The organism is Blautia sp. HCN-1074 (assembly GCF_037890165.1).
Lineage (GTDB): Bacteria > Bacillota > Clostridia > Lachnospirales > Lachnospiraceae > Blautia_A.
The window spans coordinates 203,795-223,900 of the sequence record NZ_JBBKBP010000001.1 but is presented as its reverse complement, the minus strand read 5'-3'; the positions used below and the strand labels follow the sequence as shown (position 1 = coordinate 223,900).

Below are 20,106 nucleotides of genomic sequence, written 5' to 3'. Positions count from 1 at the left end.
AGTTACGGGATTATCCCGGCGGGTCCCAAGTTCAAAAGTCTTATCGTGCAGGCACGAACGACTTTTTGAAATTGGGACCCTGGATATCTCAAATACATTATAGATAAGTGGTGGAATTTTTTATGAATTACGAAGAAGCAGTTGCTTATATTGATGAAACTCCGAAATTTACAAAGAAAAACAGTCTGGATCACACGAAAGAATGTTTAAGAAGACTTGGAAATCCACAGGATAAATTTAAAGTTATCCATGTGGCGGGAACAAATGGAAAAGGAAGTACCTGTGCATTCCTGACATCTATTCTCAGGGAAGCGGGTTACTCCTGCGGATTGTTTACTTCTCCTCATCTGGTTGAGATCAATGAGAGATTCCAGATCAATGAAGTAAATATTGACAATGATACATTTCTGAAAGCTTTTGAGAAAGTAAAAGCACTTGCAGATGAACTGGTTGCAGAGGGAAGCTATCATCCGACTTATTTTGAAATGCTGTTTCTGATGGGAATGGTGATTTTTGCAGAGGCAGGAGTGGATTATGTAACTCTGGAAACAGGCCTTGGCGGCAGAATGGATGCAACGACTGCGGTGGAGAATCCGGTTGCATGTGTCATTACTTCTATCAGTCTGGATCATATGCAGTATCTGGGTGACACAGTTGCCAAGATCGCAGGAGAGAAGGCGGGAATTATTGTTTCTGGTGTTCCGGTAATCTATGATGGAAATGATCCGGATGCAGCGGAAGTGATTTCTGCAAAGGCGAAAGAAATGGGAAGTCCGGCTTATGAGGTAAAGAGAACAGATACGGAAATTATCAGAAATACTTCGTCAGGCATTGATTTTTCATTCCGAAATAAGTATTATGGGGATACAGTTTTCTCAATTCCGTTTATTGCGAAATATCAGGTAATGAACAGTGCGCTTGCCCTGAAGACAATAGAAGTTTTGCAGGGTGTGATTCCTGTGTCTGTGGATAAGATTCATGAGGGAATAGCCAGAACACGCTGGCAGGGAAGAATGGAAACAGTACTTCCTGGCGTGATCGTGGACGGTGCGCATAATGAAGATGGAGTAGAGAAATTTGTGGAAACAGCGGAACATTTCCAGAAAGAATGTCCGTTGACGTTACTTTTCTCAGCGGTAGATGATAAAGACTATACGGATATGATACATACGATCTGTAGCAGAATCAGGTTTCGTCATGTGGTGGTGACTTCTGTAGGCGGATACCGCGAAGTTCCGGCAGAGAGATTCGCAAAACTTTTTACAGGGGCAGGAGCTGCATCAGTGGAAGCTGTGGAGGATATTAACCAGGCATTTTCCAAAGCTTTAGAAGCAAAGGAAGAAGATGGCATGCTTTTCTGCGTGGGTTCACTGTATCTTGTTGGTGAGATTAAAGATATTATCAGGAGAAATAAGAAATGATAGACTATGAAGAGGAACTGAAGAAATTTGAACCATGTCTGGACGTGGCAGATGCGGAGGGCGCAATCTATGACAGAGAACTGACAGATATTCTGGATGTTCTTCAGGAGGTTCTCCGGGAAGCGAAGAGCGGAAGACGGGTAAAATAAGGAGAAACACATGAATTGTATGAATTGCGGTGCGTTCCTGGTAGACAAGGACCTGGATTACTGTCCGAAATGTGGATGTAATGTACTGATTCAGAAGAAGGTAGATTATCTTTCCAGAAAGTGCTATAACGAGGGTCTGGAGAAAGCCAGTGTCCGCGATCTTTCAGGGGCAATCAGCTGTCTGAAGCAGAGCCTCATGTATAATAAGCATAATATTCAGGCAAGAAATCTTCTTGGACTGGTGTATTTTGAGACAGGAGAAGTTGTGGCTGCACTCAGTGAATGGGTAATCAGCAAGAATCTGCAGCCGTCCAGAAATCTGGCATCGGAATATATTAATAAATTGCAGGCGAATTCCAATAAACTTGAAGCAATCAATGAGACGATCAGAAAATATAATGATGCGTTGAATCTTTGCCGGGAAGGTCATGAGGATATGGCGGCTATCAGACTGAAGAAGATTCTTACACAGAATCCAAAACTGATAAAGGGCTATCACCTTCTTGCGCTGGTGCAGATTAAAGAGGGAGAATATAACAAGGCAAGGCGGACTTTAAGGAAAGCTGCGAAGATTGATAAAACAAATACAACGACGCTTCGATTTTTAAGTGAGATTGATGAGCAGACCGGTGTATCAACACGTCTGGACCGCCAGAATAAAAGAAGTAAAAAACAGGTGGACAGCAGTGAGAGTGATATGGTAATCCGCACGCCGCAGTATAAAGAGAAATCGAGAGTTTCTCTGTTCTTTACTCTGATTGCCGGATTTGCGGCAGGCTTACTGGCGTTTTATCTTCTGGCTGTTCCTGCGATACGTCAGGGAATATACAGAGAAGCGAATCAGCAGATCGTGAAATATAGTGATGCGGTGTCGAGTCAGGGAGCAGAGCTGACGAAAGCGCAGAGTCAGGCGCAGGAGTCCGGGGATACTGTAGAAGCGGCATCAAAGCAGATTGAAGAAGAGAAGAAAAAGAGCAGCAGTTATGAAGCTCTGATCGAGGCATATGCGGCGTTACAGCAGCAGAATATGGATGAAGCGGCGCTTAAGATTCAGAATGTCTATGCGGATCTGCTGTCAGCGGATCTGAAGGGAATTTATAATACTATCTGTAACAGTACGGGAACGACTGGAATCGAAGGAACTACGGATGGTACATCAGCAGATGGAACTGACAGTACAGATGTTAATGACAATGGAGATAGTGCAGATACATCAGGGAATTCTTCTTCGGATGTGACAGATGAAGGAAGCTATGATACGAGTTCTTATGACAGTGGAAATTATGATGACACTTCCTATGATGACAGCTCTTATGATAGCGGAAGTTATGACGACGGCTCCGATGATGGAAGTTATGATAGTGAAAACTATGATGAAAGTTCCTATGACGATGCAGGTTACTGATAATATCAAGTTAGGGACAAAAGACCTTTTGACCCTGATATCATAATATGGAAAGATACAAAAGAGATGCATGTAATATATGCATCTCTTTTGCGTTATAGAGAGGAGAAGCTTTATGGAAAACAGATTTGAAATACAGGGAAACTGTCTGATTATTCATTTGCCAAAAGAAGTGGATCATATGGTAACAGATGAGATCCGCAGAGATTCTGATGAGATCATCAGAAAAAAATATATCCGGACAATTACCTTTGATTTTTCTGGAACGACATTTATGGACAGTTCGGGTATCGGACTGCTCATGGGAAGATACCGGATGATGGGAATGAGGGGTGACTGTATACAGGCAACAGGGGTGAATTCTTATATTGAGAAGCTTTTGCATTTGTCCGGAGTATATAAGTTTGTGGAAATCTGTTAATGGGTACTTAGATGAAGGGGGTAGGCAGATATTATGGAAAATACCAATGAAATGAAGATCGTATTTGACAGCAGGCCTGAAAATGAGGGACTTGCAAGAGTAGCTGTGGCTGCTTTCTGTACTCAGTTAAACCCTACTTTGGAAGAGGTGTCAGATCTGAAAACTGCGGTATCAGAAGCTGTTACAAATTGCATTATTCATGCCTATGAAGGAAAAGTGCAGAAAATAGAAGTCCGGTGCAGAATGCAGGGACGGGTCATATGGGTTGATGTAATTGATAAAGGAATAGGGATAGAAAATATTTCGAAAGCCATGGAACCGATGTTTACTACCAAGCCGGAGAAGGACAGATCCGGGATGGGATTTACCTTTATGGAAGCATTTATGGACGAGGTGACTGTGGAATCACAGGTGGGGGATGGAACAACGGTTCATATGAAAAAAACAATCGGGAGGTAATAATGGATCATACTCTTGCTTTGATCACAAAATCGCAACAGGGGGATAAAAAGGCAAGAGATACAGTGTTTGAAGAAAATACAGGATTGATATACAGTGTGGCGAAAAGATTTGTCGGGCGCGGGGTGGAAATGGAAGATCTTATTCAGATAGGAAGTATTGGCCTGCTTAAGGCGGTAGACCATTTTAATGCTTCGTTTGAAGTGAAATTTTCAACTTATGCAGTACCGATGATCGCAGGTGAGATTAAGAGATATCTTCGGGATGATGGAATCTTAAAAGTAAGCAGGAGCCTGAAAGAAAATTGTGTCAGGATTTACAGCGCAAGGGAAAAACTGGAAAAAGAACTGGGGAGAGAACCGGTAATGGAGGAAATAGCCCAAAGTGCACAGCTTTCTGTAGATGAAGTGGTGATGTCACTGGAATCGGGGGCAGAAGTTGAGTCTTTGCATAAGATTATCTATCAGGGTGATGGAAATGATATTTCGCTTATGGACAGGCTTCAGGAAAAAGAAAATGGACAGGATGCTGCGTTGAATCGTATTTTTCTGGATGAAATATTAAAGAAGCTGGATGCAAGAGAACGCCAGCTGATATATATGAGATATTTTAAAGATATGACGCAGACAGAAATTGCTGCCGAGATGGGAATCTCACAGGTGCAGGTATCCAGAATGGAGAAAAGAATTTTAAAACAATTAAAAGACCAGACATAGTATATATCAGGTGGTAAATAGAAAAAGAGTATGCAGATAACAAGTGATATTTCCCGATAAGCAGGTAAATATCACTTGTTTTGCATACTCTTTTTGTGTTTGCGTATATACGTTAAGTTATATTGGTTATGGTTTGGGTTGCTTTCGATGACTTACATGGTTCTCTGAGATCTGAAGATTACATTCTTGTATTTCAGAAGAGCTGTCTGAAGAATCAGTCCTATTACAGCACAGGAAACAACCTCTCCGACACCTACAGTCAGCATCATAAGCGGAATCGGAAGATTCACTCCGTATCCGAAACGGAGTACGAATGGTACAATGACTGCGTTCGCCACGATTGGCGGAATCGGTGCAAGAAAACGATTACAGTTGCGAAGCTTGTAAGTAAATACAGCACCGATCAGTGTTGCAATGCTTCCGAAGATGATATCTACCGGAATCGCGCCGCCAAAAAGATTGGCGATGATACATCCGACAAATAATCCCGGGATTGCAGCTGGTGTAAAGAATGGCAGAATTGTCAGTGCCTCAGAAAAGCGGATCTGGACTTCGCCATAACTAAGCGGTGCAAATAAAACTGTCAGAACTACATAAATAGCTCCGATTGCAGCCGCCTCTACAAGAAACTGTGTACCTTTGTTTTTCATATTCAATTATCTCCTTTAGTATTTTTTTTACGAGTGGAAGGTTTCGAACACTCGGCTGAAAGTATATCACTTTTTCTGCATCCGGTCAATATCTTCTATGATAGTTTTATTGACATCATCTTCGTACAGGCGCATTTGTATCTGCATAGGAGTGGGATCGGTGGTGATCTTCATATGACCAAAGTGATTAAAGAAGAACAGGACGCCAAGCCCGATTCCTATGGAATATGTGATTTCCAGAACAGTAAAATGATTGGAAACCTGTCCTGTAACCTGTGTATAAATCTGATCAAAAAGGCTGCCAACGTCTACGTCATTATTAAATGTCATAATAGAAAATCCGGCACCGAAAAAAGTAGCCAGACCGACGAAAATAATTTTACACCACTGCCAGATGATGCCGGGACCAGGCTTATTCTTAAATGTAATGATAAAGTTTTCTTCACCAATCGTATTGATTTCAAGATCTGGTTCTTTTTTCTGAATTTCAGTGATCAGGTCCATGACAGACATCACGTAACGGCCGGGTTTATCAGGTGCAAGATTTGCTACAGGCATTACACGCAGACGGTTTAAAATTTTGCTGTTGCTGCAGGAGAGTTTCGCTATGTCCTGCAGGTAAATATGCGGGTGGGTTACCTGGATATTCTGATCTAATTGCAGATAGAGAGTATCGCTCATGTCAAATCATCCTTTCATTTTCGGCTTGAAAATAAGGCTTGCGAGATAAGAAAAAATAAGAGCTGCGGAGACACCGACCGCACATGCGGTGAAACCACCCATAAAAAGTCCGATCAGACCATTTTCATCGATGGCTTCTTTTATTCCTTTCCACAATACATTGCCAAATCCGAGCAAAGGAACAGATGCGCCTGCTCCTGCAAATTCTACAAACGGCTGATAAATGCCAATGGCGCTTAAAACAGAACCGGTGCAGACCAGAAGTACCATAATACGGCCAGGCATAAGTTTTGTCCTGTCAAGCAGAATCTGAACCAGGGCACAGATGAGTCCTCCCGTCCAGAAAGCATTAAAATAGTCCATGTTTTTCCTCCTTCTATTTACATCATCTCAGGAACTTTATATTGTTCAATAACAACGGCATGTGCGATTCCGGGAATAGAGTCCCCTTCGTTGAAACTTACTTTTGATAACAATGCTCCGGTGGGGACAAATAGAATTCGTTTCCAGTTATTATTTATGATACCTGGTAATATATGTCCGGCTAAAACAGAAGCAGCACATCCACATCCGCTGCCGCCGGAATGTGTGTCCTGAGTTTCTGAGTCATAAATCAACATGCCGCAGTCCTGATGTATGGAAGAGATATCAAATCCTTTTTCTAAGAGAAGGTCGAAGAGGATTTTCTGACCTATCAGGCCGAGATCACCTGTGAAAATAGCATCGTAATCTTCAGGCTTGCGGTTGAAATCTTTTAGATTCTGGGCTATGGTATCGCACGCGGCAGGAGCCATGCATCCGCCCATGTTAAAGGAATCCTTAAATCCGAAGTCAACCAGTCTGCCGGTGGTGATTCCTGTTATGACGGCACAGGTATTTTGATGGCGGAGAGAGTTGGAGTTTTTGGCAGCAGAACGGGATGGAGGTTCGTATCCGAGTACACAGGCTCCGGAACCAGTGACCGTCCAGGTAGCAGATAGGGGTCTTTGATTTCCATATCCCAGGGGAAAACGAAATTCCTTTTCTGCGCTGGCAAAATGGCTGGAGGTAGCGCAGAGGATATGCTTTCCGTAGCCGCCTGCTACACACAAAGAGCCAAGGGAAAGAGACTCGCCCATAGTGGAACATGCACCGAAAAGACCATAAAACGGAATTCCAAGATCTGCTGTTCCGAAAGAAGATGCAACAGTCTGGGCGAGCAGGTCACCGGCGAAAAGAAAACGGATATCAGATGCCTGCAGACCGGCTTTCCGGATTGCTAGCAATGCGGTTTCCTTTTGCATAGTGCTTTCGGCTGCTTCCCATGTATCCGTACCGAACAAGGGATCTTCGCATACTTTGTCGAAACAGGATCCTAATGGGCCTTCGCCTTCTTTCTGACCGACAATCGAGGCACAGCTTTGGATAAAGACGGGATTTTTAAATGAGACACTGGATGTACCGAGAGTTAGTTGATTCTTCATATGAAACCTCCTGTGAGATAAATCTGAAAAGATAAATATTCGGTAGTTGTCTGTTTCGCAAAATATTTTAACCAAATCAAGTAAGTCCCCTGCTTCAATTGCGAATATCTGATTGATTTTGTATCTACAAAAGCATGGAACAGTTATGTGAAAAGATAGTAAATAACACCAAGAATCCACGAACTTAAAATTCCATACAGAATTACGGGACCTGCGATGGTGAATATCTTGCATCCGATGCCAAAGACCTGCCCCTCTGCTTTGTATTCGATGGCGGAAGCGGCGACAGAGTTGGCAAACCCGGTGATTGGCACAAGACCTCCGGCTCCTCCGAATTTTCCGATTTTGGAATAAAGATTAAGACCGGTAAGGATAACGCTGATCAGTATCAGAATAAGGGAACACCAGGAACCGGAAGTATCTTTGTCAAGTCCGAGACTTTTGGCATAATTTAGGATAAACTGTCCCAGAACACAGATGATACCGCCTGTGAAAAAGGCTTTGCACATATTTAGCCCCAGGCTGTGAACAGGGGTGATTTTTTTTACGTAGTCCTGATATTGTTTTTGCTGCTTTTGTTGTTTTTGAGTTGAAATATTACCTGACATAAGATTTTCTATGTTCTCCTTTCTTTTATGATAATTATCTGGAAATCATGGAAGCCATCCGTTATAATAGTAAATCAGTGAGCCGACTGCTTTGCCGAATGCGACACACAAAATGGTAAAGGAGAGGCCCTTTTGGAAACGGATTCTTCTTGCAAAGATGGGAAAAATATCTGCCATTTCTGCAAGTGCCATGATCCATCCTCCGAGAAAGATTCCTGAAAAGAGCCCGTACAAAATCAAAAAAGGAGTACCGGCAGGGATGTTCCATTGAAAGAGATAGAACAGATTTCCAAGCTCTGTTCCGAATAATGTAATGTCCTCATATAGCATGATATGGTCTGCGGTATGTGTAATGCCTGCATAACGCGGGACAATAGAGAGCCCGATCAGAAGCCCGATCAGTCCTCCGGCAATGATAAAGCCGGAGCATAGTCCGATAAATCCGAGAAAGATCTGCTGTAGCATGTCTGCCTCCTGAATAAGATGACGAATTGCTGTGCCTGTGATAGGTATTATGGCGGAATCATAAAATTATATACATCAATTCTAAAGAATGTATGAAGAACTGTACTTTTGGGGAGAAAAATAGTATAATATCCTGTACAGATATTGATTCGTAGGAGGTTTTTGTATGCCGGATGCTTTTTCCAGAATGGAAATGCTGCTTGGTGATGCAGGGGCTGATAAACTTGGCAAAGCAAGAATCGCTGTTTTCGGGCTTGGCGGAGCAGGTTCTTTTGCTGCCGAGGCGCTGGCCAGATGTGGTGTGGCGAGCCTTACACTTGTGGATAATGGGATCGTGTCTGTTACTGACATTAACAGACAGTTATATGCGCTGCGATCTACTGTTGGAAAAAGTAATGTTCAGATTGCCAAGATGAGGATCCGAGATATTGATGAGGGCATTCTGGTGCACACATACGAAACGTTTTATAATAATGAAACAGCCGGAATGTTTGATCTGAAAAATTATGATTATATTATAGATGCCATGAATACTGTGGAATCTAAGCTTTTACTGATTGAGAATGCAAAGATCAGTAAAACGCCAATCATATCCTGTATGAGTACAGACGACAGGATGGATCCGTCAAAACTGGAGATCGTGGATATTTCCAGAAGTGTTCTGTGTCCGATAGCGAAACAGATAAGAACAAAATTGCGTAAAAAAGGAATCCGAAAAGTAAAGGTGCTTTCCTCGAGAGAGAAAATATCAGATATACAGCTGCATGGAAGTATTTCTTTCATGCCGGGAGCAGCAGGAATGATGCTGGCCGGTGTGGTGGTTAAAGATTTGCTTGGAAAATCTGACAGGAAGCACAGATACAAAAAATAATGTTACTGTTTACTTCGTTCTCAGTGACAAAATAATAAAATAGAAAGATTGAGGAATGAAATCTATGAATCAGAATATAATAGAGAAATTTACTGATCTGCTGGGGAAAGAGAAAGTCAAGGTAAATGAACCGATGAACCGTCACACGACATTTCGCATTGGTGGTCCGGCAGATTGTTTTTTATTGCCTTCTTCACAGGAGGAATTGCAGGAGATTATTAAGATATGCAGTGATGAAAAACTGCCATATTTTATTTTGGGAAATGGAAGCAATCTTCTGGTAAGTGATGCCGGCTACAGAGGCGTAATCATACAGCTTTACAGAAACTATGGTGAGATTACGGCAGAGGGGAATATGATTCGTGCAAAGGCGGGCGCTTTGCTATCTCAGATTGCCGCTGCAGCTAAGAATGCATCTCTGACAGGCTTTGAGTTTGCCGGAGGAATCCCGGGAACATTAGGTGGCGCAGTTGTCATGAATGCGGGTGCTTATGGCGGTGAGATGAAAGACATCCTGAAAGAAGTAACCGTTATGACTGAAAAAGGAGAAATTCTTACACTTCCGGCGGAAGAACTGGAAATGGGGTACCGTACAAGTATCATTAAGAAAAAAGGATATCTGGTGCTTGGCGCAGTAATCGTTCTGGAACAGGGAGAACAGGAAGTAATTAAGGCGAGAATGAAAGAGCTGACAGAGCAGAGAGTAAGCAAACAACCCTTAGAGTATCCGAGCGCAGGAAGTACGTTTAAACGCCCGGAGGGATATTTTGCAGGAAAACTGATCATGGATGCAGGACTGTGTGGATATCAGACTGGTGGTGCACAGGTGTCAGAGAAGCATTGCGGATTTGTGATTAACAAGGGAAATGCAACTGCGACAGATGTGTGCAGACTGATTAAGGATGTGCAGGATAAAGTAAAAGAGCAGTTTGGCGTGACTCTTGAACCGGAAGTAAAGTTCCTTGGAGATTTCGAAGATACAGACTTACAGATTAGTACATCGTTTCGTAAATAACTATACCGATTACGCAGAATGCGGATTTGAGTGTGTAGATAAGTGGTATAGTTATTTCGAAAACGATGTATTAGGTGACAGGAGATAAAAAATGCGTTTTGTAATAGTTACAGGAGTATCAGGTGCCGGAAAAACCGCTGCATTAAAAATGCTGGAGGACGCAAATTATTTTTGCGTAGATAATCTTCCGATTCCTTTGCTGGAAAAATTTGCATCACTGATGCCGGAGATACATGGAGAAGATGTACAGAATGTTGCGTTGGGAATCGATGCCAGAAGCGGACGTTCATTAGATGAACTGGAAGTTGTTCTGGACAGAATGAAGAAGGCAGGATATGATTTTGAAATCCTGTTTCTGGATGCCCAGGACAGCGTTCTGGTTAAGAGATATAAGGAGACCAGAAGGAGTCATCCGCTTGCTATGGGCGGAAGAGTTGATGATGGGATTCGGTTGGAAAGAGAAAAGATGCGTTTTTTGAAAGAGCGAGCAGACTACATTATTGATACCAGCCATCTTCTGACAAGGGAACTGAAACAGGAGATTGACAGGATATTCGTTGATAATCAGGAATTCTGCAATATGATGATTTCTGTATTATCATTTGGATTTAAATATGGAATTCCGGCGGATGCGGATCTTGTATTTGATGTTCGTTTTTTGCCGAATCCGTATTATATAGATGAATTAAGGCCGCTGACAGGATTGGATGAACGTGTTTTTAATTATGTAATGGACTGTGATACCGCAAGAGCATTTGCAGATAAACTGGAGGATATGATAAACTTCCTTATTCCTAATTATGTGAAAGAAGGAAAGACAAATCTTGTGATTGCAATTGGATGTACCGGGGGAAAACATCGTTCTGTCACACTGGCGAGAGAATTATACTCCAGACTTTCAAAGAATACAAAATATGGTTTCAGGCTGGAACACAGAGATGTAGAGAAAGACCGTCTGGTAAAAAAACAGGAAGGATGATACAGAAGAGATGTCTTTTTCGGGGATGGTAAAGGAAGAACTTTTCAGACAGATTGGATCTGCCAGACATTGTAAAATGGCGGAACTGGCTGCAATGTTGTGTTCCTGTGGAAAAATGGAATATTTTTCAGGGGAGAGCAAATTAAAGATCCAGACGGAAAATGAAGCAGTTGCAAGAAAGTGCTTTACATTATTACAAAAAACATTTAATATAGAGAGAGAAGTATCTGTACGTGAGAACAGCCACCTGAAGCGGGTAAAGGTATATGTGATTGAGATATCTGATCCCGAAGAGATCCAGGTAATTTTTCAGGCGTTAAGGCTTGTCGCGGACAGTGTCGGCCATGGTGCGCTTATGCTGGCGGATATGCTGCTGGTACAGCAGAATTGTTGCAAGCGGGCGTTTATCAGGGGAGCTTTTCTGGCATCGGGTTCAATCAGTGATCCGGAGAAAGGGTATCATTTTGAAATTGTGTGTCCTGATGTAAGAAAGGCAGAACAGTTACAGGTGGTCATTCGTAGTTTTTCAGTAGATGCTAAGATCGTACAGCGCAAGAAATCATATGTGGTCTATGTGAAGGAAGGTGCGCAGATCGTGGATATGCTTGCAGTTATGGAAGCTAACGTAGCATTGATGGACCTGGAGAACATCCGTATACTGAAAGAAATGAGAAATTCTGTAAACAGAAAAGTTAACTGTGAGACTGCGAATATTAATAAAACAGTAAATGCAGCTGTCAAGCAGATAGAGGACATCAGGCTGATTCAGCAAAGAATGGGATTTGAACAGCTTAATGAGGGGCTTGCACAGATTGCAGAACTCCGGATGCAATATCCGGAAGCTACATTAAAAGAATTAGGAATGATGTTGAGCCCACAGGTGGGCAAATCGGGAGTCAATCACCGCTTGAGAAAGCTGAGTGCAATGGCTGACGAACTGCGGGAGAAACAAGGAGGAGAATTATTATGATCAAAAAACCAATCACCATTAATTTATCCACAGGTCTGGAAGCACGTCCGGTAGCACAGCTGGTGCAGGTTGCAAGCCAGTTTAACAGTGAGATTTATGTAGAGATTGGAAAGAAACGCGTGAACGCAAAGAGCATTATGGGCATGATGACTCTTGGACTTGATGCGGGAGAAGAAATTACATTATCTGCAAATGGTGATGATGAAGCGGCTGCTATGACAAGCATTGAGGAGTATTTAAGTAATCAGTAATCTCAAAATGATTTCTCAGAATATCGGACACATCCGGAAGGGAAGACCGCTTTCCGGGTGTGTTTTGTCGTATTATGGGTGATTATAAGTTGACCGTACGAAAAAAACAGGTTATAATGAGCAAAAAGATAACTGCGAAGTGTTGAACAGTTATGCGAAAGAATAAAAATGAGGAGCGTAACAGATGTCAAAATTTCTGAAATTTATTGTACATTTTATAGTGATATGCACCATTGTCTGTGTTGTTGGTCTGGCAGTTCCGCCGTTCTTTGGAATCACAACAGAAATCATGGATGATTCCGGCAAGGAGACAAACCTGCCGATAGGATCCGTTACTTATGCAATCCCAGCGAAAGCTTCAGAAGCAGCTGTAGGCGATTTTATTCTTTATCAGAGTGATTCTAAAGCATATCGATATATGATCACAGAGATGGATAAAAAGAATAATATTTTTAAAGTGGTAGATTCTACAGATAAGGATGCAGAACCTATTACTGTTGAAGTAAAGAAGTATATTCCGAAGGTTGTTATCACGATTGGATATGTAGGATATCTTCTGACTGCTACAGAGAGTATAGAAGGTCTTATTATTCTTGGACTTGCTGTTCTTTTCCTTATCATCCTTTACATAGTTGCTGAGCTTTTGAAGAAAGAACCACAGGATGATTATGATGACACAGATACAGAACCAGGTTATGTCAAGAGCAAAAAGGAACTTAAGAAAGAAGAGAAAGCAAGAGAAAAACGCTACAAAGAAGAAGAACGTCAGATAAAGAAAGAAGAACGTGCACGTAAGAAGGGAAAAGCGCCGGAGAGAAAGAAAATTAAGACAGGTGGCTTTGTAGATGAGATCTATGAAGACGATCTGGAACCGACACAGCCAGAACAGCCAACAGCAGTACAGGCAGCTACAAGCGAAGCACATGAACTTCTTAAAAAAGAGATTGCAGCGGCTACCGCAGATGAGCAACTCAAAACTGAAAAACCAGTGCAGCCAGTGGTGCAGCAACCACAGGCGCAGCGGGAAGTTATTTCCGGAAAAACTGAGGTGATCGTGCCACAGGTAAAAGAACAGCTCAAACAGATGATGAGCGCTTCTGACAGAAAGCCTGTAGAGAAAGAGGAAGAAGCAGATGAAGAGAAACCTGTAGAAATCAAACGAATGGTAATTCCGTCATGGTCAGCTGCGCAGATCGCAGAGAGTGCAAAGAATCAGGGCGATGCCCCGGATATCGTGAGAGATGATGTGACAAAGGTCACATTGTTTGATTATTCTGATATCATTGCAGATGAGAAGCCTGTCAGAGCAGAAGGGCAGACACTGGAGAAATAAAACAGAAGAATGAAATAATAATGGAACGTGTTTCTTCCTATTATAATATAGAAGAAACACGTTCTTTCTATATTAATATTGATGATTATAGCTGTAAGGATCGGAGTTAATGGTTACTGTTCGTTCTACGTAGAGCTACGTAGCGAAGCGGATTGCGAATATCCGCTTGACTAAATATAATTATATAGAAACATCATATATGATGGATAAAAAGTCTTAAAAATATTGTACGGAATCAAATACAAAAAAATAATAAAAAAATGAAAAAAACACTTGCATTTTTCTGAGAGGTCGTGTATACTCTCAATTGTTGTGACATTGATAGCAATGAAGCGCGAGGTTGCTGCCACAGAGATGGCAGGTTTTCCGTGGAGCGAATGTCAAGTTTGAAAACTGACGACAAGTCACTGTACAAGTTCAGAAGACCATCCAGGGATGGCGTGTGTGGTAAGAATTCGAAAGACACACACGGAGATGTGTACAGTCGCCGCTTGTCGTACTGCTTGAAAAGTACGAATAGGAGGAGACTTTTTTTATGGCAAATCAGGTAATGAGAATCACATTAAAGGCTTATGATCATCAGTTAGTAGATGCATCAGCAGCAAAAATCATCGAAACTGTTAAAAAGAACGGAGCAATGGTAAGCGGACCGGTTCCACTTCCAACTAAGAAAGAGGTTGTTACAATCTTAAGAGCCGTTCATAAATACAAAGATTCCAGAGAACAGTTCGAACAGAGAACTCATAAGAGACTGATCGATATCCTTACACCAACACAGAAGACAGTAGATGCTCTGTCAAGACTGGAAATGCCAGCAGGTGTTAACATCGATATCAAAATGAAGACTAAATAAGGCATTGAACACTTAATGAGTATGTAATGCGAATTTAGTGAGAAAGCCCACCTCGACACTTAATGAGCGAGAACAAATTTAGTGACGATGGTGTCTCAACTATGATAATGCTATAAGCATTAAGCTATTTACTATATGATTGCCGGTAATCGGTAATCCGCTATAAGGAGGAAGAAAGAATGAAGAAAGCTATTTTAGCTACTAAAGTCGGAATGACTCAGATCTTCAATGAAGACGGCCAGTTGATTCCGGTAACAGTTTTACAGGCTGGCCCTTGTGTCGTAACTCAGGTTAAGACAGAAGAGAACGATGGATACGAAGCAGTTCAGGTTGGATTCGGAGACATCAGAGAAAGCCTTGTTAACAAACCGGAAAAAGGACACTTTGACAAAGCTGGCGTTGCAGTAAAGAGATTCGTTAAAGAGTTCAGATTTGATAACGCTGCTGAATATACAGTAGGACAGGAAATTAAAGCTGATATCTTTGCAGACGGCGATCACATTGATGCAACAGCTGTTTCCAAAGGTAAAGGTTTCCAGGGTGCGATCAAGAGACATGGTCAGTCAAGAGGACCTATGGCTCATGGTTCCAAATATCACCGTCATGCAGGTTCCAATGGTGCTTGTTCTGATCCGAGCAAGGTATTCAAAGGAAAACACATGCCAGGTCATATGGGAAATGTTCAGGTTACTGTACAGAACCTTGAGATCGTACGCGTAGATACAGAAAATAACTTACTGTTAGTTAAAGGTGCTGTTCCAGGACCTAAGAAATCTTTGGTAACAATCAAAGAGACAGTAAAGTCCTTATAATAAGAAAGGAGGAGCACACAAATGGCAAACGTAACTGTTTATAATATGGAAGGCAACGAAGTTGGAACAATGGAACTGAATGATGCAGTATTCGGCGTAGAAGTCAATGAGCATCTTGTTCACCTTGCTGTTGTTCGTCAGCTTGCAAATAATCGCCAGGGTACTCAGAAAGCTAAAACACGTTCTGAAGTAAGCGGCGGCGGAAGAAAACCGTGGAGACAGAAAGGAACAGGTCATGCTAGACAGGGTTCCATCCGTGCACCACAGTGGACTGGCGGCGGTGTTGTATTCGCTCCGGTACCAAGAGATTATGAAGTAAAAATGAACAAGAAAGAAAGAAGAGCTGCTTTAAAATCTGCTCTGACTTCCAAAGTTCAGGACAATAAATTAGTAGTTGTTGATGCTCTTACATTAGCAGATGTTAAGACAAAGGAAATGCAGAAAGTTCTTACAAATCTGAAAGCTGAGAAAGCTCTGGTTATCACAGCAACAGATGACAAGAACGTAATCCTTTCCGCAAGAAACATCACTGATGTTCAGACTGCAACTCCAAGTACTATCAACGTATACGATGTTATGAACCACAACACCGTAATCGTAACCAAAGATGCTGTAGCATCCATCGAGGAGGTATATGCATAATGGCTGATATCAAGTACTATGACGTAATCAAGAAACCAGTGATTACAGAAAAATCTATGAATGCAATGGCTGAAAAGAAATACACTTTCTTAGTTCATCCAGAAGCAAACAAATCTCAGATCAAAGAAGCTGTAGAGAAAATGTTCGAAGGAACAAAAGTAAAGAGCGTTAACACCATGAATATGGATGGAAAGAAAAAACGCCGTGGTATGACAGTTGGAACAACTGCTAAAACCAAAAAAGCTATCGTAGCTCTGACAGAAGACAGCAAAGAAATCGAAATCTTCGAAGGACTTTAATTAACAGATAGCGATTATACGCATTCAAAAGCGTGAGGACAAATTTGAAAGGAGAACAAAAATGGGAATCAAAAGTTATAACCCATATACACCGTCTAGAAGACATATGACTGGTTCCGATTTCTCAGAGATCACAAAATCTACACCAGAGAAATCTCTTACCGTGTCTTTAAAGAAAAACGCTGGACGTAACAACCAGGGTAAGATCACAGTTAGACACCGCGGAGGCGGAAGCAGAAGAAAATACAGAATCATCGACTTCAAGAGAAGAAAAGATGGAATCCCTGCAACAGTAGTTTCCATCGAGTATGATCCAAACAGAACAGCAAACATCGCTCTTATCTCTTATGTAGATGGCGAGAAAGCATATATCCTTGCACCGGAAGGCTTAAAAGTAGGTCAGAAAGTTATGAACGGAGCTGATGCAGAAGTTCGTGTTGGTAACTGCTTACCATTAGAGCTTATCCCGGTTGGTACTATGGTACACAACATTGAGCTTCATCCTGGAAAGGGCGGACAGATGGTTCGTTCTGCTGGAAACGGCGCTCAGTTAATGGCTAAAGAAGGCAAATACGCAACACTGCGTCTGCCATCTGGTGAAATGAGAATGGTTCCGATCGTATGCCGCGCATCTGTAGGCGTTGTCGGAAACGGAGATCACAACCTGATTAACATCGGTAAAGCCGGACGTAAACGTAACATGGGTATCAGACCTACTGTTCGTGGTTCCGTAATGAACCCGAATGACCATCCACATGGTGGTGGTGAAGGAAAGACCGGTATCGGTCGTCCAGGTCCATGCACTCCATGGGGAAAACCTGCTCTTGGTCTGAAGACAAGAAAGAAAAACAAACCGTCCAACAAGCTCATCGTAAGAAGACGCGATGGAAAAGCATTATCGAAATAATAAGGAGGATTAAGCATGTCTCGTTCACTGAAAAAAGGACCTTTTGCAGATGCCAGCTTACTTAAAAAAGTAGACGCATTAAACGCTGCAAATGACAAATCCGTTATCAAAACCTGGTCACGCCGTTCTACAATCTTCCCGTCCTTCGTAGGACACACAATCGCTGTCCATGACGGAAGAAAACACGTGCCGGTATATGTAACAGAAGATATGGTTGGCCACAAGCTCGGTGAGTTCGTTGCAACCAGAACCTACAGAGGACACGGAAAAGACGAAAAGAAATCCGGTGTTCGCTAGTATTTGACTTTATATTCTGTCTGCTGCCCATGAGACAGCGGACAGGTTAACCTGATATTGAGAGAAAAAGGAAAGGAGGCACTTTAAAATGGCAAAGGGACATAGAAGCCAGATAAAAAGAGCCAGAAATGAGAGTAATAGAGAGACAAGACCGTCTGCAAAATTATCTTACGCAAGAATTTCTGTTCAGAAAGCCTGCTACGTGTTAGATGTAATCCGCGGTAAAGATGTGCAGACAGCACTTGGTATCTTAACATACAACCCAAGATACGCTTCCAGCGTTATCAAGAAACTTCTTGAGTCAGCAATTGCAAATGCTGAAAATAACAACGGAATGAATGCAGACAACCTCTACGTTGCAGCCTGCTATGCAGATAAAGGACCTACAATGAAGAGAATTCAGCCAAGAGCACAGGGTAGAGCTTACAGAATCGAAAAGAGAACAAGCCATATCACCATCGTGCTGGATGAAAGATAAGGAGGAAAAGCATGGGACAGAAAGTTAACCCACATGGCCTTAGAGTCGGTGTTATCAAGGATTGGGATTCAAGATGGTATGCTGATGCAGACTTCGCTGATTACCTGGTAGAAGACTACAACATCAGAACATTCCTTAAAAAGAAATTATACAGCGCAGGTGTTTCCAAAATCGAAATCGAAAGAGCATCTGACAGAGTTAAGATCATCATCTACACAGCTAAACCTGGTATCGTAATCGGTAAAGGCGGCGCTGAGATCGAAAAAGTTAAAGCTGAATTAAAGAAATTCACAGACAAAAAACTTATCGTAGATATCAAAGAAGTAAAGAGACCAGACAGAGACGCTCAGTTAGTAGCTGAGAATATTGCTTTACAGCTTGAGAACCGTATCTCTTTCAGACGTGCTATGAAATCTACAATGCAGAGAACAATGAAGGCCGGAGCAAAAGGTATCAAAACATCCGTATCCGGACGTCTTGGCGGTGCTGATATGGCTCGTACAGAGTTCTACAGCGAAGGAACTATTCCGCTTCAGACACTTCGTGCAGATATTGACTATGGATTCGCAGAAGCAGACACAACATACGGCAAAGTTGGCGTAAAAGCTTGGGTCTACAATGGCGAAGTACTTCCAACAAAAGGAACTAAGGAAGGGAGCGATAAATAATGTTAATGCCAAAAAGAGTAAAACGTCGTAAACAATTCCGTGGCTCCATGAGAGGAAAAGCCCTTAGAGGTAATAAAATCAATTATGGTGAATTCGGACTTGTTGCAACCGAACCGTGTTGGATCCGTTCCAATCAGATCGAGGCAGCCCGTGTTGCTATGACACGTTATATCAAACGTGGTGGTCAGGTTTGGATTAAGATTTTCCCAGATAAACCAGTAACAGCGAAACCAGCAGAAACACGAATGGGTTCCGGAAAAGGTGCCCTTGAATACTGGGTAGCAGTTGTTAAGCCAGGACGTGTAATGTTCGAAATTGCAGGCGTTTCAGAAGAAATCGCTCGTGAAGCATTACGTCTTGCAATGCACAAGTTACCATGTAAATGTAAAATCGTTTCTCGTGCAGACTTAGAAGGCGGTGATAACAGTGAAAATTAATAAATTCGTGGAAGATTTAAAGGCAAAATCAGCTGCAGAATTAAATGAAGAATTAGTAGCTGCTAAAAAAGAACTTTTCAATCTGAGATTTCAGAATGCAACTAATCAATTAGAGAATACAAGCCGCATTAAAGAGGTTCGCAAGAACATTGCAAGAATCCAGACAGTAATTACTGAGCAGGCTAACGCTTCCAAATAATAGGAGGAAACTATCGTGGAAAGAAATCTGAGAAAAACCCGCGTGGGTAAGGTTGTCAGCAATAAGATGGACAAAACCATTGTAGTTGCTATTGAAGACCATGTAAAACATCCTCTTTACAAAAAGATCGTGAAGAGAACATATAAATTAAAAGCTCATGACGAAAACAATGAGTGCAATATCGGTGATACCGTAAAAGTTATGGAAACCAGACCGTTATCCAAAGATAAAAGATGGAGACTGGTTGAAATCGTAGAGAAAGTTAAATAAGGAGGAGACCAGTATGATCCAGCAGGAAACTAGACTGAAAGTTGCCGACAACACTGGTGCAAAAGAAATCCTTTGTATTCGTGTTATGGGCGGCTCTACAAGAAGATATGCAAGCATTGGCGATACAATCGTTGCTACTGTTAAAGATGCAACACCAGGCGGCGTTGTTAAAAAAGGTGACGTTGTAAAAGCTGTTGTAGTTAGAACTAAAAAAGGCGCTCGTCGTAAAGACGGATCTTACATCCGTTTCGATGAAAATGCTGCCGTAATCATTAAAGACGACTTAACTCCGAGAGGAACACGTATCTTTGGACCAGTTGCCAGAGAACTTCGTGAGAAGAAATTCATGAAGATCGTTTCCTTAGCTCCGGAAGTATTATAGGAGGG

The 20,106-nt window shown here is 42.0% G+C and carries 30 protein-coding genes; 24 read left to right on the top strand and 6 right to left on the bottom strand.

Annotated features, from left to right (window positions below):
- Positions 1-122: 122 nt before the first annotated feature.
- From WKT11_RS01155 to WKT11_RS01130, 6 genes are all read left to right on the top strand, one after another.
- A complete protein-coding gene (locus WKT11_RS01155) occupies positions 123-1,421 on the top strand; it encodes a bifunctional folylpolyglutamate synthase/dihydrofolate synthase (protein WP_340281819.1) in 1,299 nt (432 codons plus the stop codon).
- Positions 1,418-1,570 carry a hypothetical protein gene (locus WKT11_RS01150; RefSeq protein ID WP_181977667.1) on the top strand — a complete coding sequence of 51 codons (153 nt, stop codon included), beginning with the start codon at positions 1,418-1,420 and terminating at the stop codon, positions 1,568-1,570. Before WKT11_RS01155 ends, WKT11_RS01150 begins: the two co-directional genes overlap by 4 nt.
- 10 nt (positions 1,571-1,580) lie before the next feature.
- On the top strand, positions 1,581-2,975 hold the full coding sequence (locus WKT11_RS01145; RefSeq protein ID WP_117675283.1) for a tetratricopeptide repeat protein: 1,395 nt from the start codon (positions 1,581-1,583) through the stop codon (positions 2,973-2,975).
- A 115-nt stretch (positions 2,976-3,090) separates the two neighbouring features.
- A complete protein-coding gene (locus WKT11_RS01140) occupies positions 3,091-3,396 on the top strand; it encodes an anti-sigma factor antagonist (RefSeq protein ID WP_117675281.1) in 306 nt (101 codons plus the stop codon).
- A 33-nt stretch (positions 3,397-3,429) separates the two neighbouring features.
- Positions 3,430-3,855 carry an anti-sigma F factor gene (gene spoIIAB, locus WKT11_RS01135; protein WP_117675279.1) on the top strand — a complete coding sequence of 142 codons (426 nt, stop codon included), beginning with the start codon at positions 3,430-3,432 and terminating at the stop codon, positions 3,853-3,855.
- A 2-nt stretch (positions 3,856-3,857) separates the two neighbouring features.
- Positions 3,858-4,571, top strand: a complete 714-nt coding sequence (locus WKT11_RS01130) for a SigF/SigG family RNA polymerase sporulation sigma factor (protein ID WP_242986741.1) — start codon at positions 3,858-3,860, stop codon at positions 4,569-4,571.
- 152 nt (positions 4,572-4,723) lie between these two features.
- Here the strand turns inward: WKT11_RS01130 and WKT11_RS01125 are convergent, their stop codons facing one another.
- The 6 genes from WKT11_RS01125 to WKT11_RS01100 form a co-directional block, all read right to left on the bottom strand.
- Positions 4,724-5,221: a QueT transporter family protein gene (locus WKT11_RS01125; protein WP_117675275.1), complete on the bottom strand. Its 498-nt coding sequence runs from the start codon at positions 5,219-5,221 to the stop codon at positions 4,724-4,726.
- Between the two features lie 66 nt (positions 5,222-5,287).
- Positions 5,288-5,902: a stage V sporulation protein AA gene (locus tag WKT11_RS01120; protein WP_117675273.1), complete on the bottom strand. Its 615-nt coding sequence runs from the start codon at positions 5,900-5,902 to the stop codon at positions 5,288-5,290.
- Positions 5,903-5,908: 6 nt separating this feature from the next.
- Positions 5,909-6,265 (bottom strand): SpoVA/SpoVAEb family sporulation membrane protein, encoded by a 357-nt coding sequence (locus tag WKT11_RS01115; protein ID WP_117675272.1) that lies wholly within the window; start codon positions 6,263-6,265, stop codon positions 5,909-5,911.
- A 17-nt stretch (positions 6,266-6,282) separates the two neighbouring features.
- A complete protein-coding gene (locus WKT11_RS01110) occupies positions 6,283-7,365 on the bottom strand; it encodes a stage V sporulation protein AD (protein WP_117675269.1) in 1,083 nt (360 codons plus the stop codon).
- A gap of 143 nt (positions 7,366-7,508) precedes the next feature.
- Positions 7,509-7,973, bottom strand: a complete 465-nt coding sequence (locus tag WKT11_RS01105) for a SpoVA/SpoVAEb family sporulation membrane protein (protein ID WP_117675268.1) — start codon at positions 7,971-7,973, stop codon at positions 7,509-7,511.
- A gap of 45 nt (positions 7,974-8,018) precedes the next feature.
- Entirely contained in the window at positions 8,019-8,438 is a 420-nt protein-coding gene (locus WKT11_RS01100) for a stage V sporulation protein AB (protein ID WP_117675266.1), read from the bottom strand.
- Positions 8,439-8,604: 166 nt separating this feature from the next.
- On the opposite strand from WKT11_RS01100, the gene WKT11_RS01095 reads away from it, so the two are divergent.
- From WKT11_RS01095 to rplN, 18 genes are all read left to right on the top strand, one after another.
- Positions 8,605-9,309, top strand: a complete 705-nt coding sequence (locus WKT11_RS01095) for a tRNA threonylcarbamoyladenosine dehydratase (RefSeq protein ID WP_117675264.1) — start codon at positions 8,605-8,607, stop codon at positions 9,307-9,309.
- Between the two features lie 64 nt (positions 9,310-9,373).
- Positions 9,374-10,324, top strand: coding sequence for a UDP-N-acetylmuramate dehydrogenase (murB, locus tag WKT11_RS01090; protein ID WP_117675315.1), 951 nt, complete (start codon positions 9,374-9,376; stop codon positions 10,322-10,324).
- A gap of 91 nt (positions 10,325-10,415) precedes the next feature.
- Positions 10,416-11,303: an RNase adapter RapZ gene (gene rapZ / locus WKT11_RS01085; RefSeq protein WP_118410873.1), complete on the top strand. Its 888-nt coding sequence runs from the start codon at positions 10,416-10,418 to the stop codon at positions 11,301-11,303.
- Positions 11,304-11,313: 10 nt separating this feature from the next.
- A complete protein-coding gene (gene whiA, locus WKT11_RS01080; protein ID WP_118410872.1) occupies positions 11,314-12,273 on the top strand; it encodes a DNA-binding protein WhiA in 960 nt (319 codons plus the stop codon).
- Positions 12,270-12,524 carry an HPr family phosphocarrier protein gene (locus WKT11_RS01075; RefSeq protein WP_117675260.1) on the top strand — a complete coding sequence of 85 codons (255 nt, stop codon included), beginning with the start codon at positions 12,270-12,272 and terminating at the stop codon, positions 12,522-12,524. The genes whiA and WKT11_RS01075 overlap by 4 nt, the downstream gene beginning before the upstream one ends.
- A gap of 184 nt (positions 12,525-12,708) precedes the next feature.
- Positions 12,709-13,857 carry a hypothetical protein gene (locus tag WKT11_RS01070; RefSeq protein ID WP_118609305.1) on the top strand — a complete coding sequence of 383 codons (1,149 nt, stop codon included), beginning with the start codon at positions 12,709-12,711 and terminating at the stop codon, positions 13,855-13,857.
- Between the two features lie 535 nt (positions 13,858-14,392).
- Positions 14,393-14,710, top strand: coding sequence for a 30S ribosomal protein S10 (rpsJ, locus tag WKT11_RS01065; protein WP_008707245.1), 318 nt, complete (start codon positions 14,393-14,395; stop codon positions 14,708-14,710).
- Positions 14,711-14,889: 179 nt separating this feature from the next.
- A complete protein-coding gene (gene rplC / locus WKT11_RS01060) occupies positions 14,890-15,522 on the top strand; it encodes a 50S ribosomal protein L3 (RefSeq protein ID WP_008707247.1) in 633 nt (210 codons plus the stop codon).
- A 21-nt stretch (positions 15,523-15,543) separates the two neighbouring features.
- Complete coding sequence (rplD, locus tag WKT11_RS01055) at positions 15,544-16,164, top strand: 50S ribosomal protein L4 (RefSeq protein ID WP_008707249.1); 621 nt, start codon at positions 15,544-15,546, stop codon at positions 16,162-16,164.
- Positions 16,164-16,463, top strand: a complete 300-nt coding sequence (rplW, locus tag WKT11_RS01050) for a 50S ribosomal protein L23 (RefSeq protein WP_117675256.1) — start codon at positions 16,164-16,166, stop codon at positions 16,461-16,463. Before rplD ends, rplW begins: the two co-directional genes overlap by 1 nt.
- A gap of 61 nt (positions 16,464-16,524) precedes the next feature.
- A complete protein-coding gene (rplB, locus tag WKT11_RS01045) occupies positions 16,525-17,370 on the top strand; it encodes a 50S ribosomal protein L2 (protein ID WP_008707253.1) in 846 nt (281 codons plus the stop codon).
- Positions 17,371-17,385: 15 nt separating this feature from the next.
- Complete coding sequence (gene rpsS / locus WKT11_RS01040; RefSeq protein ID WP_008707255.1) at positions 17,386-17,667, top strand: 30S ribosomal protein S19; 282 nt, start codon at positions 17,386-17,388, stop codon at positions 17,665-17,667.
- An 88-nt stretch (positions 17,668-17,755) separates the two neighbouring features.
- Positions 17,756-18,145 carry a 50S ribosomal protein L22 gene (rplV, locus tag WKT11_RS01035; RefSeq protein ID WP_008707257.1) on the top strand — a complete coding sequence of 130 codons (390 nt, stop codon included), beginning with the start codon at positions 17,756-17,758 and terminating at the stop codon, positions 18,143-18,145.
- A gap of 11 nt (positions 18,146-18,156) precedes the next feature.
- Positions 18,157-18,813: a 30S ribosomal protein S3 gene (rpsC, locus tag WKT11_RS01030; RefSeq protein WP_117675254.1), complete on the top strand. Its 657-nt coding sequence runs from the start codon at positions 18,157-18,159 to the stop codon at positions 18,811-18,813.
- Positions 18,813-19,250 (top strand): 50S ribosomal protein L16, encoded by a 438-nt coding sequence (gene rplP, locus WKT11_RS01025; protein WP_008707261.1) that lies wholly within the window; start codon positions 18,813-18,815, stop codon positions 19,248-19,250. Before rpsC ends, rplP begins: the two co-directional genes overlap by 1 nt.
- Positions 19,240-19,449, top strand: coding sequence for a 50S ribosomal protein L29 (gene rpmC, locus WKT11_RS01020; protein WP_020994114.1), 210 nt, complete (start codon positions 19,240-19,242; stop codon positions 19,447-19,449). The genes rplP and rpmC overlap by 11 nt, the downstream gene beginning before the upstream one ends.
- A 15-nt stretch (positions 19,450-19,464) precedes the next feature.
- Positions 19,465-19,719: a 30S ribosomal protein S17 gene (gene rpsQ / locus WKT11_RS01015; RefSeq protein WP_008707264.1), complete on the top strand. Its 255-nt coding sequence runs from the start codon at positions 19,465-19,467 to the stop codon at positions 19,717-19,719.
- Positions 19,720-19,732: 13 nt separating this feature from the next.
- A complete protein-coding gene (gene rplN, locus WKT11_RS01010; protein WP_008707265.1) occupies positions 19,733-20,101 on the top strand; it encodes a 50S ribosomal protein L14 in 369 nt (122 codons plus the stop codon).
- Positions 20,102-20,106: the final 5 nt, after the last annotated feature.